The sequence below is a fragment of the Paraburkholderia sp. RL18-101-BIB-B genome (assembly GCF_046026985.1).
In the GTDB taxonomy this organism is placed as follows: Bacteria; Pseudomonadota; Gammaproteobacteria; order Burkholderiales; family Burkholderiaceae; genus Paraburkholderia.
In genome coordinates, this window is record NZ_JARESV010000004.1 from 47,476 (window position 1) to 66,171 (window position 18,696).

General features: G+C 61.9%; 17 protein-coding genes. 11 read left to right on the top strand and 6 right to left on the bottom strand.

What is annotated here, in order from left to right:
- Positions 1–9 precede the first annotated feature (9 nt).
- The 7 genes from P0D73_RS08500 (at position 10) to P0D73_RS08530 (ending at position 6,011) form a co-directional block, all read left to right on the top strand.
- Positions 10–804 (top strand): ABC transporter ATP-binding protein, encoded by a 795-nt coding sequence (locus P0D73_RS08500; protein WP_408177258.1) that lies wholly within the window; start codon positions 10–12, stop codon positions 802–804.
- 16 nt (positions 805–820) lie between these two features.
- Complete coding sequence (locus P0D73_RS08505) at positions 821–1,687, top strand: ABC transporter permease (RefSeq protein ID WP_132378807.1); 867 nt, start codon at positions 821–823, stop codon at positions 1,685–1,687.
- Between the two features lie 458 nt (positions 1,688–2,145).
- Entirely contained in the window at positions 2,146–2,412 is a 267-nt protein-coding gene (locus P0D73_RS08510) for a hypothetical protein (RefSeq protein WP_132378809.1), read from the top strand.
- Positions 2,413–2,756: 344 nt separating this feature from the next.
- A complete protein-coding gene (locus tag P0D73_RS08515) occupies positions 2,757–4,190 on the top strand; it encodes a tetratricopeptide repeat protein (RefSeq protein ID WP_408283914.1) in 1,434 nt (477 codons plus the stop codon).
- 99 nt (positions 4,191–4,289) lie between these two features.
- On the top strand, positions 4,290–4,772 hold the full coding sequence (locus P0D73_RS08520; protein WP_408283916.1) for a glycoside hydrolase family 108 protein: 483 nt from the start codon (positions 4,290–4,292) through the stop codon (positions 4,770–4,772).
- The gene (locus P0D73_RS08525; protein WP_408283919.1) at positions 4,772–5,464 is read left to right on the top strand and encodes a hypothetical protein; all 693 of its coding nucleotides are present in this window, start codon (positions 4,772–4,774) and stop codon (positions 5,462–5,464) included. The genes P0D73_RS08520 and P0D73_RS08525 overlap by 1 nt, the downstream gene beginning before the upstream one ends.
- 229 nt (positions 5,465–5,693) lie before the next feature.
- Positions 5,694–6,011: a DUF4148 domain-containing protein gene (locus P0D73_RS08530; RefSeq protein WP_408283921.1), complete on the top strand. Its 318-nt coding sequence runs from the start codon at positions 5,694–5,696 to the stop codon at positions 6,009–6,011.
- Between the two features lie 344 nt (positions 6,012–6,355).
- On the opposite strand, the gene P0D73_RS08535 is transcribed toward P0D73_RS08530, so the two are convergent.
- The 6 genes from P0D73_RS08535 to P0D73_RS08560 all read right to left on the bottom strand — a co-directional run bounded on the left by P0D73_RS08535 (position 6,356) and on the right by P0D73_RS08560 (position 13,198).
- On the bottom strand, positions 6,356–6,604 hold the full coding sequence (locus P0D73_RS08535; protein WP_132378817.1) for a hypothetical protein: 249 nt from the start codon (positions 6,602–6,604) through the stop codon (positions 6,356–6,358).
- A gap of 204 nt (positions 6,605–6,808) precedes the next feature.
- Entirely contained in the window at positions 6,809–7,855 is a 1,047-nt protein-coding gene (locus tag P0D73_RS08540) for a phytoene/squalene synthase family protein (RefSeq protein WP_408430897.1), read from the bottom strand.
- Positions 7,856–7,974: 119 nt separating this feature from the next.
- Positions 7,975–8,859 (bottom strand): amidohydrolase family protein, encoded by an 885-nt coding sequence (locus tag P0D73_RS08545; protein WP_408283925.1) that lies wholly within the window; start codon positions 8,857–8,859, stop codon positions 7,975–7,977.
- A 34-nt stretch (positions 8,860–8,893) separates the two neighbouring features.
- The gene (locus tag P0D73_RS08550) at positions 8,894–10,795 is read right to left on the bottom strand and encodes a feruloyl-CoA synthase (protein ID WP_408431298.1); all 1,902 of its coding nucleotides are present in this window, start codon (positions 10,793–10,795) and stop codon (positions 8,894–8,896) included.
- Positions 10,796–10,839: 44 nt separating this feature from the next.
- Positions 10,840–12,291: an aldehyde dehydrogenase gene (locus P0D73_RS08555; RefSeq protein WP_408430900.1), complete on the bottom strand. Its 1,452-nt coding sequence runs from the start codon at positions 12,289–12,291 to the stop codon at positions 10,840–10,842.
- Positions 12,292–12,370: 79 nt separating this feature from the next.
- A complete protein-coding gene (locus tag P0D73_RS08560; protein ID WP_408283929.1) occupies positions 12,371–13,198 on the bottom strand; it encodes a p-hydroxycinnamoyl CoA hydratase/lyase in 828 nt (275 codons plus the stop codon).
- 167 nt (positions 13,199–13,365) lie between these two features.
- Here P0D73_RS08560 and P0D73_RS08565 point away from each other — a divergent pair, with 167 nt between their 5' ends.
- From P0D73_RS08565 to P0D73_RS08580, 4 genes are all read left to right on the top strand, one after another.
- A complete protein-coding gene (locus tag P0D73_RS08565; protein ID WP_408314309.1) occupies positions 13,366–13,836 on the top strand; it encodes a MarR family winged helix-turn-helix transcriptional regulator in 471 nt (156 codons plus the stop codon).
- Between the two features lie 347 nt (positions 13,837–14,183).
- Positions 14,184–15,413 carry a 3-(3-hydroxy-phenyl)propionate transporter MhpT gene (mhpT, locus tag P0D73_RS08570; protein WP_408314378.1) on the top strand — a complete coding sequence of 410 codons (1,230 nt, stop codon included), beginning with the start codon at positions 14,184–14,186 and terminating at the stop codon, positions 15,411–15,413.
- 63 nt (positions 15,414–15,476) lie between these two features.
- The gene (locus tag P0D73_RS08575; RefSeq protein ID WP_408314311.1) at positions 15,477–16,616 is read left to right on the top strand and encodes a porin; all 1,140 of its coding nucleotides are present in this window, start codon (positions 15,477–15,479) and stop codon (positions 16,614–16,616) included.
- Between the two features lie 10 nt (positions 16,617–16,626).
- Entirely contained in the window at positions 16,627–18,360 is a 1,734-nt protein-coding gene (locus P0D73_RS08580; protein ID WP_408314313.1) for a tannase/feruloyl esterase family alpha/beta hydrolase, read from the top strand.
- The last annotated feature ends 336 nt before the right edge of the window (positions 18,361–18,696 follow it).

Sequence of the window (18,696 nt, forward strand, 5' to 3'; positions counted from 1 at the left end):
CACCAGCCGATGAATCAACCCCTGTCACGCGATACGCCAGCGATCGAGATGCGCAACGTATCGTGCCGTTTCATTTCTCCTGATGGCAAGGCGACGATCGCGTTGCGCGACTTCAGCATGTCGGTGGCGCGCGGCGAATTCGTCGCGGTGGTCGGCCCGACGGGTTGCGGCAAGTCCACCACACTCAGCATGATTACCGGCTTGCTGAAGCCCACCACCGGCGAAGTGCGTGTGATGGGCGCGCCGGTGGACGGCATCGATCCGCGTATCGGTTTCGTGTTTCAGGCCGACGCCGTGTTCCCGTGGCGCTCGGTGCTCGACAACGTGGCGGCAGGTCCGCTGTATCGCGGCCGTTCGAAATCCGCCGCGTACGACGAAGCCAACGAATGGCTGCGCCGCGTGGGCCTCGACAAGTTCGGCAAGCATTATCCGCATCAACTGTCCGGCGGTATGAGAAAGCGCGTGGCGCTCGCGCAGACCTTCATCAATAAACCGGAAATCCTGCTGATGGACGAGCCGTTCTCGGCGCTCGACATGCAAACCCGCACGCTGATGCAGGACGAACTGCTGCAACTGTGGGCCGGTGTCGGCTCGGTGGTGTTCGTCACGCACGATCTGGAAGAAGCGATTGCGCTCGCCGACCGCGTATTCGTACTCACCGCGCGCCCGGCGACGCTGAAGAAAGTGTACGAGATCGATCTGCCGCGCCCGCGCGTCACGTCGGAAGTGCGCTACGACCCGCGTTTCATCGAAATCTCGCGCGACATCTGGCACGACCTGCGCGAAGAAGTGCAGATCGGTTAATCAAGGAACGGCAAACATGTCTACTACCCCTCAACAGATGATGCCCCGCTCGGGCATCGACGCCGCATCGCTTGCGCAAGTCGAGCGTGTGGCGCAAAAACGCATCCGGCAGCGTCACGCGCTGGTGATCACGCTGCGTATCGTGGTGCTGGTGGTCGTGCTCGGCGGATGGGAATTGTCCGCGCGTCTGAAGTGGATCGACCCGTTCTTCTTCTCGATGCCAAGCGCGATTTTCGAACAGATCATCGACTGGTTCGTGAACGGCACGTCGCAAGGTCCGCTGCTCACCCAGGTGTGGGTCACGCTCGAAGAAACCGGACTCGGCTTCATTATCGGTTCGGTCGCCGGCGTGTTTTGCGGCATCCTGCTCGGTCGCAACAAACTGCTCTCGGATGTCTTCAGTCTCTACATCAAGATTGCCAACTCGATTCCGCGCGTGGTGCTTGGTTCGGTGTTCGTGATTGCGCTGGGTTTGGGCATGGCGTCGAAGGTGGCGCTGGCGGTAGTGATGGTGTTCTTCGTCGTGTTCGCCAACGCGTTCCAGGGCGTGCGTGAAGCGGATCGCTACATGATCGCAAATGCGCAGATTCTCGGCGCGTCGCGCCGTCAGGTGACGACCTCGGTGGTGATTCCGTCGGCGTTGAGCTGGATCCTTGCGAGCCTGCACGTGAGCTTCGGTTTTGCTCTGGTCGGCGCGGTGGTCGGCGAGTTCCTCGGCTCGAAGCAAGGTATTGGTCTGCTGATCTCCACTGCGCAAGGCGCGTTCAACGCAAGTGGTGTGTTCGCGGCGATGATTGTGTTGGCCGTGGTCGCACTGGCAGCGGATTATCTGTTGACTGCGGTCGAACAGCGCTTGTTGAAGTGGCGGCCGGCTGCGGTTTAAGTGAGCTACATTAGCCGTGTAGAAGGCCGAGTTAAAAAGAATGCCGTTCAGTCTCGGGCTGAACGGCATTCTTCTTTTTGTGCTAAATGAAAGATGGAAGTAAGGCTAAATTAACCTGATCGGATTTTTTGAAGCAAAGAGCCATATATGCATTCAGGATGGCTGATTAACGCTTGAATTTTCACGCGACCTACCCGTCTCCTTCACATGGTGGAGGCAAGACCGGCTCTCTGAGCCGCCGCCGAACAACAAAGCCTCAGCGCGCACCTTTCCTTGCTAGACGAAGCACTTCGATAACGCACCTCTCTGGTGCGCTGCGCGGAATTCGACAAGGAAGCCGGTGACCGTCTCCGCCCTGTGTCCCGTCAGGTTGTCCGGCATGTGTCGCGGACAATTCCGGCGGAACTTTCGCAATGAGGTGTCGCAAGGGCGACGCCGAGGGTTTGAAGGAGAGGGACATGAAGAAGGCTCTGATCATCGCAGGCGGACTGCTTTGCGCGTTCGCATGGCAAGCGCACGCTCAGGACGCCAGTACGGAAAATACAGCGCAAGCTCAACCGACAGCAGCCGACGCAGTGGGTGGGCAACCCTCCACCACTTCGATGTCCGGTGGCCCTGCAAAAGCACAGGGACTGACGCGTGCGGATGTCTACCAGCAACTCATTCAATCGCAGAAAAATGGCGAGGCGGCGCGCCTGCAAGATCTGTTCAAAGGAGGCAACTGAACGACGCCGTGGTATTGGAGCCGACCGCATAGCCGAATAGCTCGCCTCCGGCTTCGCTGCACGAATGACGCCGTATTTTCCCCGTCGCGCGACAGGACGAAGTGAATACGGCGCCTAATCGAAGCATCCCTTTCTCCCCTCTCCGCAAACTCCCCACCTGTCTCCCGCCAGCAAACTTGCGATCGGCATTCGTTGGCCCGCGCGCAACATATTTCCGCCCTCCCAGTCGCCGCAATAGCGTATAGGCCCGCTGCATAAGGCACTGTGCGCAATGGCACGGTCAATGCGTAACAACCGTCACCCAGTCGTGCATTCACCAACATCGGCTGAAATCGAGGTGCGTCATGTCGAGTGTGCAGAGTCAACGTCGACCAATGAATTGGCGAAGCCGGTCTTTTTCCGCGGCAAGCGGTTCGACGCATCGCGCGGGAAATCGCCACTTTTCAGCCGGACTCGTGCCGTTCGGGTTGCGGACCGCAGGTTTCATCGGTCGAGGCCCGAAACAATTGTGGCCGTACGTTTTGCCGTGGGTTTTCGCGGTGCTCACCATCGGTTTTTTCTGCCTCGTCGTGCGTGGCGTGCTCACGCGGCAACTGCTGGTGCCACCTGTCGAGACGCCGCAGTCGCTGGTGGAACGCGGCTACACGTCGAACTTTCTCGCGGAACGCATCATGTCTTCGATGCGGGCGATCGGCCAGGACGCCGAGTCGATTCCTCACGACACCATGACGGACAACGACGCACAACCGGACATTCAGATCCCCGGTCAGGAGATGTCGTATGCGACCACCGTGCGCTTCATCAAAGGCGTCATCAAACGCACGGATGTCATGGTTCATGTCGGCATCACGAAGGTCAACGACAGCGCGGATTCCTATGTAGCGCACGTGCAGATTGAAGGCGGCCCCTTCAATTCCCGCGAAAGCACGGTGCCTTTTGAAGGACGCGATCTGGAGAAGTTCGTGCACGACATTGCGGTCAAAGCCATGCGTCTTGCCGAGCCGAATATTCTCGCCAGTCATCTCTATTCGCAAGTCCAGAGAACCAAGTGTTCGCTCGCGCAATGCGACTACGGCGAGGTCGTTTCGATCTACGACGAAGTGCTGGCACTGCCCGCCTCCGAGCAAGGCGAATGGGCGCTCGCCGGCAAAGCGTGGCTGCTTGCCAATCAGGGGCTATCCAAAGAGGCCGAACAGCAGACTCGCGAAGCACTGACCGTGTACAAGCATTCGGCGGTGCTGCACGCAAGCCTTGGCATCGCACTCGAACAGCAGCATCGCATCGATGACGCGCTCGAAGCGTTGCGAGCTGGCGCCAGCGAGAAATCGAAGACGGCCGAAAATCTGCGTCTTCTCGGCGACGTGCTGTTGCATGCGAATCGCTATGCCGAAGCACTCGATGCATTCAAGCAGGCGGACAGAATGAAGCCGGACTCCGTCGACAACCTGCACGATTGGGGCGAAGCGCTCGTCACCGTCGGCCGCTATGACGAAGCGATCGAAAAGCTCTCGCGCGCCGTCGCGCTGCGCCCCGATCTGGCGCCCTCTTACGCGGAATGGGGCCGGGCACTGGATCGCAAAGGCGATCTGCCCGGCGCCTCGCGCAAATATGCCCAAGCGTTACAACTCGATGCAGGGACTTTGTCAGCGCGGGAAAGTCATCTGGCGCGGCTTGCCCGAGCGGCGCAGGGGGGCAATCGCCCGGACGCATCGAAACCCAATGGCGGAGTCAGACCTGTTGCGAACCCGCCCGCCTCGCTTTCGTTGCAAACCGCATAAGGAACACCCAGCCGCACCGAGTGGTACGCAATGCAGATGGATTGATCCCGCAGCACCTAACCGTTGCACTAAAGCACCTAGTTGAAGAGGAGATGTTCGATGGACAATTTCGAAGAGGCGTTCAAGGCTCTGATCGGCAATGAAGGCGGTTACTCCTTCAATCCGCATGACCCTGGCGGTGAAACAATGTGGGGCGTCACGGCGCGCGTGGCACGCAGCGCCGGTTATACCGGCGCCATGAAAGACCTGCCGCTGGAAACCGCCAGACAGATCGCCAAACAGAAGTATTGGGATCCTCTGCATCTCGACGAACTCGATCCGCGTGTGGCCTTCCAGATATTCGACGCCAATTACAACGGCGGCCTGGTGGTGTTGTGGATGCAAAAAGCTTCCGGCGCGAAAGAAGACGGCAAGTTCGGCCCGGACACACTCGATGCGGTCAAAAGCGCGGACCCACTGAAGTTCGTCATGCGCTTCGCCGCTTATCGCTTGCGTTACCTGCGCAATCTGCACGCATGGCCCAATTTCAGCCGTGGATGGACCGAAAGAATGGCCGCTAATCTTCTCCTGGGAGCAGCATGATGGACTGGTCTAAAGTAGCGTCGAACATCGGCAGCAGCGCACCGCTTCTCGCCGGCCTCGTGGGTGGTCCGATTGGCGTGGGCGTGACGGCCGCCGCCGCGATCATTTCGCATGCGCTCGGCACGCCGAGCGATCCCGGCGTCGTGGAACTCGCGTTGAACGATCCCACCGCACTGGAGAAAGTGCGGCAAGCCGAAAGTGCGAACTCGTTGCAATTGCAACAACTGATGGTCAGCGCCGCCCAGGCGAGCCTCGCGCACGAAAGCGATATGGCCCGCATCCAGGCCGCCGATCGGGCCGACGCACGCGCCATGGGAATCAGCAATAAGGACTGGGTGCCCAAAGTCCTTGCAATGGCGGTCACCGCCGGCTTCTTCGGCATTCTGCTGCTCATGGCTTTCCAGCCGCTGCCGGGCACGAACAAGGATCTCGTCAACGTGATCGTCGGCGCATTGGGTACGGCGTGGATCAGCATCATCGGCTACTACTTCGGCACGTCGGTGGGATCGATGCGAAAGACCGAGTTGCTCGCCAAGCCCAGCGTTCCCATCACGCCGGACAGCGCCGTCACGCTTCGCGAGCCCGCAACGGCTTCGGCGGCGCGTCCACAAGCAGCGCCTGCGCCGTCGCACAGCGAGGTATTCCAGCAATTCTCGCCGGGTGGACAGGGTCCGATTTTCTCGGGCAGTTGATTGGCGCTTCGTTCAAGAACCAGACGATGCACGCGACGAGTGAACGGCTCGCCGCGTGCATCGTCGCGCGTTTCTCGCCCGCGGAATTCCGGCTGGTTGTCTCAAATTTAGCAACAAACATTACCTCAAACGGGGATTACTCTATCCAGGTCGCAAAACTACAATCCAATCACTGAATACGAACAAGAACGTTCGTAGCAAGATAAAACCGAATTGGAGGTAGTTCATCATGAAATCGCTCATTCAAGCTGTCGTTATTGCCGCTGTACTCGCCGCTCCTGTTGCTTCGTTTGCGCAGTCCAACCAGCCGGTGACCCGCGCTCAAGTGCGTGCCGAACTGATTCAACTCGAAAAGGCAGGCTATCAGCCCGGCCTCGCCGACCCGTACTACCCCGCCGACATCCAGGCCGCAGAAGCTCGCGTCGCTCGTGAGAACGGCACCGCACAGGCAGCGCAAAGTGGTTACGGTGGTGTGGTGAGTGGCGCCTCGCAAGCGGGCAGCGCGGTTCAAGCGAACGGCCCGAAGTCGATTTACTTCGGCAACTAAGCGGCGTCGCGCGGTAATCAAGCAGTAACCCGACCGTAACCAGCCATTCGGCGAGTCGAACTGCACTAGCGGCAAGTGCTGCGCGGCGATTGACCGCCTGGCGCACCAGTAACCGGTGCGCGATGATTCAAAACGAACTGGCCCGCGACCGAGTATCCCCGATCGCGGGCCAGTGGTGTATTGGTTACCTCCGTCATCGGGCTCCCGATGGCTTCGCCTGGACCCTTCACGGTCCGGGCGTTTTTTATTGGCGCCTTGTTCGGCAGCGCCTTTGTCAGTATCGAAACGGCGCCCGCAATGGCGGACTACGTGCCGGTTTCGGATAGTGGGTCCGGTGACCCGCGTCAGTCGCGTGCGACCAGATCGCCCACTTGACCGCGCCCGGTGACGAGACAGCTCGAGAGGAAATTCTCGCCCTGGCTGCTGGCCCCGATGTCTCCAAAGCCTTTTTTCAGCGCATTCGATTTGACCAGCTCCGCCCCCTGGTGACACGTTATTGTCCCCATCTCTCCCGCTTGCGCACGCATCAGCGCCCTATCTGCCATCAGATAGCCTAGCAACAGCACTACGGCAATATTGAACGCTTGTCTCATGGTTCGTCTCCTCTTTTGAAGAGACTAACGCGAACCATGGATACACGGTCCTAGGGGTTTCCCGATCGATGGCTATTCCATGATGCAGATTAAATCAGGTCACGCTTTCACGCAGTCCGTTATGCGGCGTGGCTCGATCCGGTCTTGCCCGTAGAAAATGGAACTCCTGAATGCTTCGCTGACACACCGCGTGTTCCGTCACCCTCACAGCCGGGCTTCGATCTGCCTGATTCGCTGTTCGATGGCATTGCGCACCAGCGCATTCGAAGACACCAGCAACAGCGACGACGCGATGATCTGATACACCCTATTGCGTCGCACCTTGGACACTTTCTGCGGATCGAGCCAGGCGCTGTTGTCCGCGAGCAGGATCAACGTCTCGAGACCAATCAGAATCGGCCACAAACATGCGAGACGCAAACGCACGGAAAACGCGGGAATCGCTAGCGTGTAATCGAGGGCTTCGCGGAAATGATCGAGTGTCTTACGCAAAAGTTCGACCATCAGCGGCCGGGCACGCACCGAATTGGCCGGCAGCAGCAGATCCTGCGCGCTTAGGCCATATTGGTCGAGCAGGGTCTGCGGCAAATAACAACGGCCGATTCGCAAGTCCTTGCCGCAATCGCGCAACACGTTGGTCATTTGCAGCGCCTTGCCGAACCGCACGCCGCGCCGTGCCATCGTCTCGGGCCGCTCCTTCAGCGTGCCAGGCATGTGCGCGTAGGTCATGGTGGTCCAGAATTCGCCGACGCAGCCCGCCACCAGATACGTATAGCGGTCGAGTTCGTCGTATTCGCGCAGCGACGCGATCTGACCGGAACGTTCGTCGGGGAAGGTGCGAAGATCGAACTCCATGCCTTCGGTCAGCGTCGAGACGATCTCGCGCACGGCCTTGCGATCCGATTCGCTCAGCTGCGACAACACATCGAGCGCGGGGCCGAGCGATTCGAGCAGCACTTTCTCGTCCGACTGGATCTGCTGCCCCGCCACTTCGGCGGCCATGCGCTGGAACAGCGCGCCGTCGTCGGTAGCGCCATTCACCTGAGCACGCAGCGACAACAGCAAGGCGAGGCGTTGTTCCGGCGAGATCAGCGAGGTGTCCGCAATCGTATCGGCCGCGCGTGCCAGCAGGTAGGCGAGTCCGATCGGATCGCGCATCCCGACGGGCAGCACGCGCAGGGTGAGATAGAAGGAGCGTGAAACGCCTTTCAGGAGCGGGCCAAGAAGGAAGGCCCGGGTCGGATTCGGCATGGATGAGATCAGGTCGGTATTGGGCAAAAAAGCAGGCAAAAATCAGGCGCTGCCGAATTGTATACGGCGAAGCGCCTCTGCCGTGCGCAGCGGACCTGCACTGCTACCCACGAACGCTTTTAGGTGTCGTTCTGAAGCCCCAGCAGGCCGATCGCGTTCTGCTTGAGAATCAAAGGCTGCACCTCTTCCCTGAAACCGACCTGCCTGAAATCCTCCAGCCAGCGGTCCGGCTGGATCAGCGGAAAATCCGAACCGAACAGCATCTTGCGCTTGAGCACCGTATTGGCGTGGCGGATCAACTCGGGCGAGAAATACTTCGGCGACCAGCCGGACAGGTCGATATAGACGTTTGGCTTATGCAATGCGATCGACAACGCCTGCTCCTGCCACGGCCACGACGGATGCGCGATCACGATGTTCATATCGGGGAAATCCGCCGCGACGTCGTCGAGATGAATCGGCTCCGAATATTTCAGGCGCAGTCCGCCGCCGCCTCGCATGCCCGACCCCATGCCGGAATGGCCGCTGTGAAAAACCGCCGTGAGCCGGTGTTCGGCGATCAGTTCGTAGAGCGGATAAGCAAGCCGGTCGTTGGCGAAAAAGGCTTGCATCGTGGGATGAAACTTGAAACCGCGCACACCGTATTCCTCGATCAGCTTGCGCGCCTCACGCACTCCCATCTTGCCCTTGTGTGGATCGATACTCGCGAAGGCAATCATGATGTCGCGGTTTTTCTGCGCGAATTCAGCGATCTCCTCGTTCGGGATGCGCCGCCGTCCGAGGTTCGCTTCGCAGTCCACGGTGAACATCACGAAGCCGATCTTGCGCTCGCGATAGTGTTCGATGGTCTCGGGAATCGTCGGCCGCCGGCCGAGTTTCAGCACGGTGCCGAAGTACTTGTCGGCGGCATCGTCGAATTCCTTGCCGAACAGATCCGGCGGCTGGCAGCACGAAACTTCCGCGTGCACGTGAGTGTCGATTGCGACGAGTTGGTCGAGATTCATCTAGCCTTTCCTGTCTGATCCTGCGGCGCACGCGTCACGTCGCGCCGCATGCACTCGCGACGATCACCGCGGGATCGCGCTGTGCCGCGTCATACATCGCTTCGACGAGCGCGGCACGATGCGTCAACACCGCGCGTTGATTGATCGAGCCTTTGTCGGTGATCTCACCGAGATCGAGCGACGGCGCGACGTCCATGAGCCGCAGCCGCGCAATGGTGGTCGCGCCGCCCGTGGCACCGCGATTGAGCGCGTCGAGCAGCGTGGCGAAGTGCGCGCGCACGGCGGGTGCTTCGACCACCTCTTGCGCGCTCGCCGAAACGGGCAAACGAGCCAGCCGCTTGCAATCGTCGAGACGTGGGAAGACCAGCAGCCCCACATCGTCGCGATTCATGCCGGCGACCACCACGTCCTGCACATACGGTGCGCCTTCAGAAATCACGCGCGCCCGCATCGGGCCGACGCTCACGAAAGTGCCCGAACTCAGCTTGAAGTCCTCGGCAATGCGCCCATCGAACAACAACCCAAGTTCCGGTTGCGCCATGTCGACAAAGCGCAGTGCGTCGCCGCTGCGGAAGTAGCCTTCTTCGTCGAAGACGTTCTCCAACTCGGCCGCGTCGGCGCGCCAGTACCCGGCCATGACGTGCGGCCCGCGATAACGCGCCTCGAGCTTGTCGCCGACCGGCGCGAGTTTGACTTCGCAACCGTGCGCGGGCAGGCCCACATAGCCCGCGCGCATGATCGGCCCCGTGGTGAACAGACACGACGGCGACGTCTCCGTCATGCCGAGTCCGGCCATGATGCGTATCCGCTCGCCGCAATACGTTTCAGTGACGCGTTCGAGCCTGTCCCACGCCGCTTGCGACAAGCCGGCACCGGAGAAGAAATACACCTTCACGCGCGAGAAAAAAGTCTCGCGCAATTGCTCGTCGCGCTCCAGCGCGATCGCCAGTTCCTCCCAACCCTTCGGCACATTGAAGTAGATAGTCGGGGCGATCTCGCGCAGATTGCGCAGCGTTTCCTCGAACTTGCCGTTGACCGGTTTGCCGTCGTCGATATAGAGCGTGCCGCCGTTGTAGAGCGCGATGCCCACGTTATGGCTGCCGCCGAACGTGTGATTCCAGGGCAGCCAGTCGACCAGCACCGGCGGCTCCTTCGCGAACTCGGGGAACGTTTCGAGCAGCATCTGCTGGTTGCTGCATAGCATGCGGTGGGTGGTCGGCACCGCTTTCGGCAGTTTGGTCGAACCCGAGGTGAAAAGGAATTTGGCGATCACGTCGGGGCTCATCGTGGCGTGAACTGAGTCGACCGTAGTGGGCGTTGTGTTCAGCAGGTTGCTGAACGAAGTCACGTTGCGGGTCGTCGGCTGTTCTCGTGGCAAGTTGGCGGCAAGTACTTCGACATCGGCCGGCACGACCGCCTCGATTGCCTTGGCGAACGTATCGTAGCTGCTTGCAAACACGAGACCTGGCGTCAGCAGGTCGATCGTATGGCGCAACTTGCCGAAGTCGCCGGAAGCAAGCGCATAGGCCGGCGAAATCGCGGCATAGGGAACGCCGGCCCACATTGCGCCGAGCGCAAGTTGCAGATGTTCGAGATCGTTGCCCGACAGAATCACGATGGGCCGTTCAGCGGAAAGTTCGCGCGCGAGGAGCGCCTGGCCGATTGCGCGAGCGCTTTGCAACGCCTTTGCGTAGCTCAGGCCGATCCATTGACCGTCGCTGTCGCGACGTGCCGCGAGCCATCGGTCAGGATGCGCTTGCGCGCCACTTGCGAGCCGCTCCGTCATACGTTGCGGATGCTCGCCGAGTGGTTCTGCCGCGCGCAGATACCACGTGGCGCCCTGGCGCTGCGTGTGCAATGATGAAGCGCCGATCGTCGTCGCCCGGTAGCGCTTCGGCGCACCGGGGGTATTCGGTTGTATCGGCTCGGAATGCAAAGCCTGTCTCCTATCGATCAGAATGAAAATCGCGATCGCAACGATCAAATCGGATAGTGCCGCGGTCCGGTTTGAATCGTGATCCAACGCAGATCCGTGAACTCGGCAATCGACGCCTTGCTGCCGAATCGTCCGTAGCCGCTTTTCTTCACGCCGCCGAACGGCATCTGCGCTTCATCGTGCACGGTCGGACCGTTGATATGGCAGATGCCCGATTCAATGCGCTTCGCGACGTTCAACGCGCGCGACACATCGCGGCCGAATACCGCTGCCGAGAGTCCATATTCGCTGTCGTTGGCGATTCGAATGGCTTCTTCGTCGCCGTCCACGCGTTGCACCGTCACCACCGGCCCGAACGATTCTTCCGCATACAGCTTCATTGCAGGCGTAATGCCGTCGACAATCACCGGTTGCATCACAGCGCCTTCGACCGTGCAGCCGACCGGCAACCGCGCGCCCTTCTCATGCGCGTCTTCGATCAACGCCTTGATGCGCCGCGCGGCAGCCGCGCTTTCGAGCACACCGAGTACGGAATCCGCTGCGGCCGGGTTGCCGGCTTTCAGGCTTCGCGCTTTCGCCGCGAGTTTCTCCACCAGCGCATCCGCAATCTTCCGGTCGACGATCACGCGCTCCGTCGACATGCAAATCTGCCCCTGGTTGAAAAACGCGCCGAACGCGATGCCTGCGACGGCCGCATCCAGATCGGCATCGTCGAGCACCACGACCGGCGCCTTGCCGCCGAGTTCGAGCAACGCCGGCTTCAGATGCAGCGCCGCATGCTGCGCGACGATGCGCCCCACTCGCGTCGAACCGGTGAAATTCACCCGACGTACCGCCGGATGCGCAATCAGCCGCTCCACGATCGCCGGCGCGTCTTCGGCGGAATGTGTGATCACGTTGACGACGCCATCGCCGAGCCCGGCTTCCTGCAGCACGCTGCCGATCAACCGATGCACGCCCGGACAACCTTCGGACGCCTTGAGCACGACCGTGTTGCCGCACGCGAGCGGCATCGCAATGGCCCGCGTGCCGAGAATCACCGGCGCGTTCCACGGCGCCATGCCGAGCACCACGCCGCATGGCTGGCGCACCGCCATCGCGAGACTGCCTGGCACATCGGACGGAATCACGTCGCCGTCGATCTGCGTGGTCATGGCCGCGGCTTCGCGCAGCATGTTGGCGGCCAGCATGACGTTGAAGCCGTACCAGTTCGGCATCGCGCCCGTTTCGGCGACGCCGGTTTCGATGAACTGCGCGGTGCGGGCGTCCATCAGATCCGCTGCCGCCAGCAAACGCTTGCGACGCTCGGTCGGTGCCAGCGCCGACCAGGCCGGAAAGGCCCGCGCGGCCGCTTCAACCGCGGCGTCGGCATCGGCCAACGTGGCCGCCGCCGCACGCGAAGCAGTCTGGCCGCTCGCGGGATTGATCCGCTCGAACGTCTTGCCGTCCGATGCGCCGCGGCTTTCGCCGCCGATCAACAAAGTCACTTCATGCATGTCCGTCGTCTCCTCGCTGTCTCTCTCGCTGCATCACTCACCGTAGTGCGTGAACCGAAGTCCACGCCGATGCGACCGATTAGCGCTTGTACGTTTGCAGACCGGGCTTGATCGCCTTGTCGTCGAGGAACTGCTTGAGGCCCTGTTCGCGGCCGCCTTCGGGATCGCGCAATTGCGCCTGATCGAGCTTGGCGTACAGATAGTCTTCGTTCTGATCCCACGTCAGTTCGCGGCAACGCTTGAAACCCTGCTTGGCGGCTCGCAACACCACCGGATTCTTCTCGAGCAGTTTGCCGGCGAGCGCACGCGTAGCTTCGCGCAGCTCGGCGCGCGGCACGCTCTTGTTGACGAGGCCCATCTGCGCCGCTTCCTGCCCGGTGAACGTCTCGCCCGTCATGATGTAATACAGCGCCTGACGATGCCCGACGGTATCGGCCATTGCTTTGCTCACCAGGTTGCCCGGCGGAATGCCCCAGTTGATTTCGGAGAGGCCGAACACGGCTTCGTCGGCGGCAATCGCGAGGTCGCACGCCACCAGCGGCGAGAATCCGCCACCGAAGCACCAGCCATTGACCATCGCGATGGTCGGCTTCGCGTACATGCGCAGCAGTTGCCATTGCCACCGGCACGCGTCGCGGCGAATCTTTTCCTGCAGGATTTCGGGGCCCGCGTCGACTTCGCGGAAATATTCCTTCAGGTCCATGCCGGCAGTCCACGCGTCGCCTTCGCCGGTGAGTACCAGAACCTGGGCTTCCGCGTCCAGCTCAACGGCTTCGAGCACCTCGATCATTTCCTTGTTCAGCGTGGGGCTCATCGCGTTGCGCTTCTCAGGTCGATTGAACGAGACCCATGCGATTCCTTCCACGACATCGACCTTGACGGTTTTCCAACGGCCTTCATAACTCATCTGCTTTCTCCGTGAACGTTGGCCGCGACCGCGGCCTGATGAACACATTTAATATCAGGCTGCCTGATATGTAAAGTGGAAAATCGCCCGCTCGGTGCAAACCCCTAGCGGCGGAATTTCCGTCGAGGCGCGCTAAGATGCGGGATAGACCGAACCTTCTGCCCACGATGAGCAAAAATCAAAACTCGCCTGCCGAGCCGACCGCCACACGCACTCGCCGTTCCAGCCTGCGCCTGACCTATGTGATCGGCAGTCTCGACCGCATCCTGCGGCGCCGTATGACCGAAGCGCTCGCGCCGCTCGGCCTGACGCTCGCGCAATTCACCGCGCTTTCCGTGCTCGAAGCCAAAGGGCAAGCATCCAACGCACAGGTCGCCGAGCGTTCCTTCATCACGCCGCAGTCGGCCAATGAGGTGATGAATGCGATGGCAAGCCGCAACTGGGTAAGCCGCGAACCGGACCCGACGCACGGCCGCATCGTGCTGCTGCGACTGACGGACGAAGGGCGCGCCGTGTTGCGCGAATGCGAGCAGGCCGTCAAGGCCATCGAGAAGCAGATGATGGAAGGCATCGAACTCGACGCCGCCGGCGCGGTGCAGACCCACCTCGAAACTTTCGTTCGTAATCTGCGCGGCTAGATCCGCTGGCCGCCTCGCCGAATTGCTAGGTGTTTTCACCGAACAATTTGCGCTTGTGTTATCAGCCTACCTGATATTAAATCCAGTCCACGATGCGGCGTGTGGAGACGCGCCGCATCGCCTCGAAGCAAATGCACCGTCGTCTGGCCATCGAAACGATGCGCCGCGCGCGGCGGTGATTGCTGCGCTGCTGCAGGGTATTCCATCGTGGCCTCGACGATGATCTGACGCCCGCATGCCAAACCCGTCTGGCATGCACGACGGCGACTCGGCATCTGCTGACTTCCAGCGAAACCGGAAAACCACGCCATTTAATAAGGATCACTAACGTGAAAAGAGCCGGAACATTGAATTCGACCGAAGGCACTGCGCTACCGGCAACGTCCAGCCGGACAGGCGCCTTCGTCACCCTCGGATTGTGTTTTGCGATTGCCCTGCTCGAAGGGCTCGACCTGCAGTCGGTCGGCGTCGCCGCGCCGCGCATGGCGCGCGAGTTCGGCCTCTCGGTCGCGCAGATGGGCCTGGCGTTCAGCGCCGGCACCTTCGGCCTGCTGCCTGGCGCGATGTTCGGCGGGCGGCTCGCCGACCGCATCGGCCGCAAGCGCGTGCTCGTGATCTCCGCCTGCCTGTTCGGCCTGCTGTCGATCATGACCGCGCTAGTGAGCGACTTTCACACGCTCGTGATTGTGCGGCTGCTGACAGGTATCGGACTCGGTGGCGCATTGCCGAACCTGATCGCGTTGTCGTCGGAAGCGGTCGAGCCGCGTGCGCGCAGCACCGCCGTGAGTGTGATGTATTGCGGCATTCCGTTCGGTGGTGTGATCGCGTCGGTGATCGGCGTGCTAAGTGCGGGCGACACCGAGTGGCGCCACATCTTCTACGTCGGCGGCGCGGGACCGCTGGTGCTGGTGCCACTGCTGCTCGTGTTTCTCGCGGATTCGAAGGCGTTCACGCAAGCATCGCGCGATGGCCACGCCAAACCGGCACCGGTCGGTGAAATCCTGTTCGGCGGCACACGTGGCCTCTCCACCGTGCAGATCTGGGTCAGCTACTTCTGCACGCTGATCGTCCTCTACTTCCTGCTCAACTGGCTGCCCTCTTTGATGGCGGCAAGCGGTCTGACGCGCGCGCAGGTCGGCTACGTGCAGATCTTTTTCAACATCGGCGGCGGCATCGGCGCGTTGTGCATCGGCATGTTGATGGACCGCATGCGCTCGGGCGTGGTGGTGGCGGGCATGTATGTCGGGATCATCGCGTCGCTCGCGGCGCTTTCGATGGCGCCCGGCTTCGGCGCGCTGGCGGCCTCGGCCTTCTTCGCGGGGATGTTCGTGATCGGCGGCCAATCGGTGCTGTATGCGCTGTCCGCTGCGTTTTATCCGACGGCCATGCGCGGCACCGGCGTCGGCGCGGCGGTGGCGGTGGGCCGCGTCGGCTCGGTGGTCGGGCCGCTGGCCGCGGGTCAATTGCTGGCGATGGGGCGCAGTTCATCGACCGTAATCGGCGCAAGCATTCCCGTCACGCTGATCGCCGCAGCAGCCGCGCTGCTCCTGCTACGCCGCCCGCGCGCCGACGACTGACCGTCCGCACAAAAAATTCAACAACAACACACACATTCATTCAACGGTTCGGAGACACCCTTCATGCAAGCATCCGCACGTCTTTTACTCTGCGGCGCACTGTGCACCGTCAACGGCGCCGCAGCGGCCCAATCGAGCGTGACGCTCTACGGCATTGTCGATACCGGCATCGAATACGTTTCGCACGCGAACGCCGCGGGCAAGAGCGTGTTCCGCATGCCGTCGGTCACGGGCGAATTGCCTTCGCGCTGGGGGCTGCGCGGCAATGAAGACCTGGGTGGCGGCTATAGCGCGGTCTTCACGCTGGAAAGTGGCTTCAATGTGCGAGCCGGTGACCTCGGCCAGGGCGGGCGGCTGTTCGGCCGTCAGGCATTCGTCGGTATCAAGAGCCCATACGGCACGGTCTCGTTCGGCCGCCAGTACACGATGACGTACCTCGCGCTGATGGGCGCGGACCTGATCGGCCCGGACATCTATGGTCTGGGCTCGCTCGACGCCTATGTGCCCAACGCCCGCGCCGACAACTCGGTGGTCTACCTCGGCAGTTATGCGGGCGTGACGCTCGGCGCGAATTACTCGTTCGGCCGCGATTCCGCCGGCACCGGCAACTCGCCGGGCCAGGGCACGTGCACCGGTTCGGTCGCCGGACAGGCAACCCAATGCCGCGAATGGTCAGTCATGCTGAAGTACGACGCGCCGCTCTTCGGCGTCGCGGCGTCGTATGAAGAGCAGCGTGGCGGCAGCACCGCGGCGGCGAACTTCTTCGACGGCATCGCGCCGACTCCGCTCACCAGCGCCGGCGACAAGGACATCCGCGCGCATGTGAGCGCCTACGCGAATCTCGGCAAGGCAAAACTCGGCGTGGGATGGCTCAACCGCCGCGTCGAGCCGGCGGCGGACACGATTGCGAGCGTGCGCTCGAATCTGTTCTTCGTCGCCGCGTCGTACTACGTGACGCCTGCCTTCATCGTCGACGGCGAGGTCTATCACATCACCAATAGCGAGCACGACACCCGCGCCACGATGGGCACCCTGCGCACCACCTATCTGCTTTCGAAGCGCACCGCTGTCTACGCCCAAGGTTCGTACCTCGGCAACAGCGCGAAAGCGCGCTACTCGGTCAGCGCCGGCGGCGGCGGCACGACGCCCGCGGCAGGCACCGGCCAGACCGGCGTGATGGTCGGCGTTCGTCATTCGTTCTAGGAGACACTGCATGAAATGCACCTCTATCGCGCTCGCAGCGGCTGCGGCGCTCACACTAGCCGCGTGCGGCGGCAACGATCTCGGCAGCAGCGCGGGCACCAGCGCCAACACCGCCGCGTTGCCGCAACTGAGCGCCGCCACGCCTGGCACGCTCGCCGGCAATTGCGCGGCGCTCGCCGCGAAGCTCACATTCGCCAATACGGTCTTCACCACGGTGACGGACATCGCGGCAGGCACGCTGAAAGTAGCCGGCAAACCGATCGCCGAACACTGTCTGATTCAAGGCAGCATGAATCAACGCGTCAGCAGTGTCGACGGCAAGACCTACGCGATCGGCTTCGAAATGCGCCTGCCGATCGCATGGAACGGGCGTTTCTTCTATCAGGCCAACGGTGGCCTCGACGGCAACGTGGTCACGGCCACCGGCGAGATCGGCGGCGGCGGTCCCACGAGCGACGCGCTCAATATGGGCTTCGCGGTCATCAGCTCGGATGCGGGGCACAGCTCGGCGCAAAATCCGCTGTTCGGTCTCGACCCGCAAGCGCGCATCGACTACGGCTACAACGCAGTCGCCACGCTCACGCCGATGGCCAAGCAGGTCATCAAGCTCGCTTACGGCAAGGCACCGGACCGCAGCTACTTCGACGGCTGCTCCAACGGTGGACGTCATGCAATGGTCGCGGCGGCACGCTCGTCGGCGGAATATGACGGCATCATTGCGGGCGATCCGGGCTTTCATCTGCCGAAGGCGGCCGTCGGCGAAATGTGGAGCGCGCAGCAGCTCGCGAAAGTGGCGACCGCGACAACGTCGAACGGCCTGCCCGATATCACAACCGGCTTTACCGCGGCAGAACGTCAAATGGTGGCGTCGAAAATACTGGCCAAGTGCGACGCGCTCGACGGCGCCAGCGACGGCCTCATTCAGGATATCAAGGCATGCCAGGCAAATTTCAGCCTCGCCACCGATGTCCCGACCTGCACGAACAACGTGCGCGACGGCACGTGTTTGACGGGCGCGCAAAAGGACGCCATCGGCAATGTGTTCTCCGGCGCGCGCAACAGCGCAGGCACAGCCCTGTATGCGAGCTTCCCATACGACGCCGGACTCGGCCCGGGCTGGTCGGCATGGAAGCAGGCCAACTCGATCACACTCGATCCGGCCGCAGCCGCCTTCACCTTCACCACGCCACCGCAAAGCGCTTCCGTGTTGAGCCAGTTGTCGGCGTACGCGCTGAACTTCAGCATGGACACCGACGCGCCGAAGATCTTCGCCACCAGCGGCACGTATAGCGAGTCGGCGTGGTCCTTCATGACGCCGCCCGACGAAACCAACCTGAGCGCATTGAAGCAGCGCGGAGCGAAGCTGATGGTTTATCACGGCACGAGCGACCCGGTGTTTTCATCGAACGACACGACTGACTGGTATCAGCGGCTCACGACGGCAAACGGCGGCGACGCTTCTAACTTCGCCCGTCTTTACACCATTGCCGGCATGAACCACTGCAGCGGTGGACCGAGCACCGACCAGTTCGACATGCTCACGCCGCTCGTCGCGTGGGTCGAACAGGGCAAAGCGCCGGACAGCGTGGTCGCCACCGCGCGCGACGCGAGCAATGTCGTGCCGAACACGGACGTGCCTGCCGGTTGGGGCGCGGGACGCACGCGGCCACTTTGCGCGTATCCGAAAGTGGCGCGCTATCAGGGCGGCGACGTCAACGCCGCGAGTAGTTTCGTTTGTAGTTGAATCGAAAGCGGGTTGTCGGCCCGCCTCGCTGTAAGCGCCTCGCGCATGCGGTGCACCTTTGCACGAATTGCATGCGCGAGGCGTTGTCTGAATCTCCCTCTGCTTACATCGCGTTGAAAAGTTCGCCGCCACTCCGGCGGTCGGCAACGCGCCACTCCACTGCCTCGAACGACCGCGAACCGCACGCCTGCGTGCCGTTCGCCAAGCGCGTCGCCGCCAGGTAGAATCCCCTGCATCTCATGCCGACGCGCAGCATTGCCGCCCCGGAGCGGGAACGCGGCTTGCTAATTAGAGGAGTTGAGCAATAGACGATTCCTTACGAGCCGTCGCTTCTCC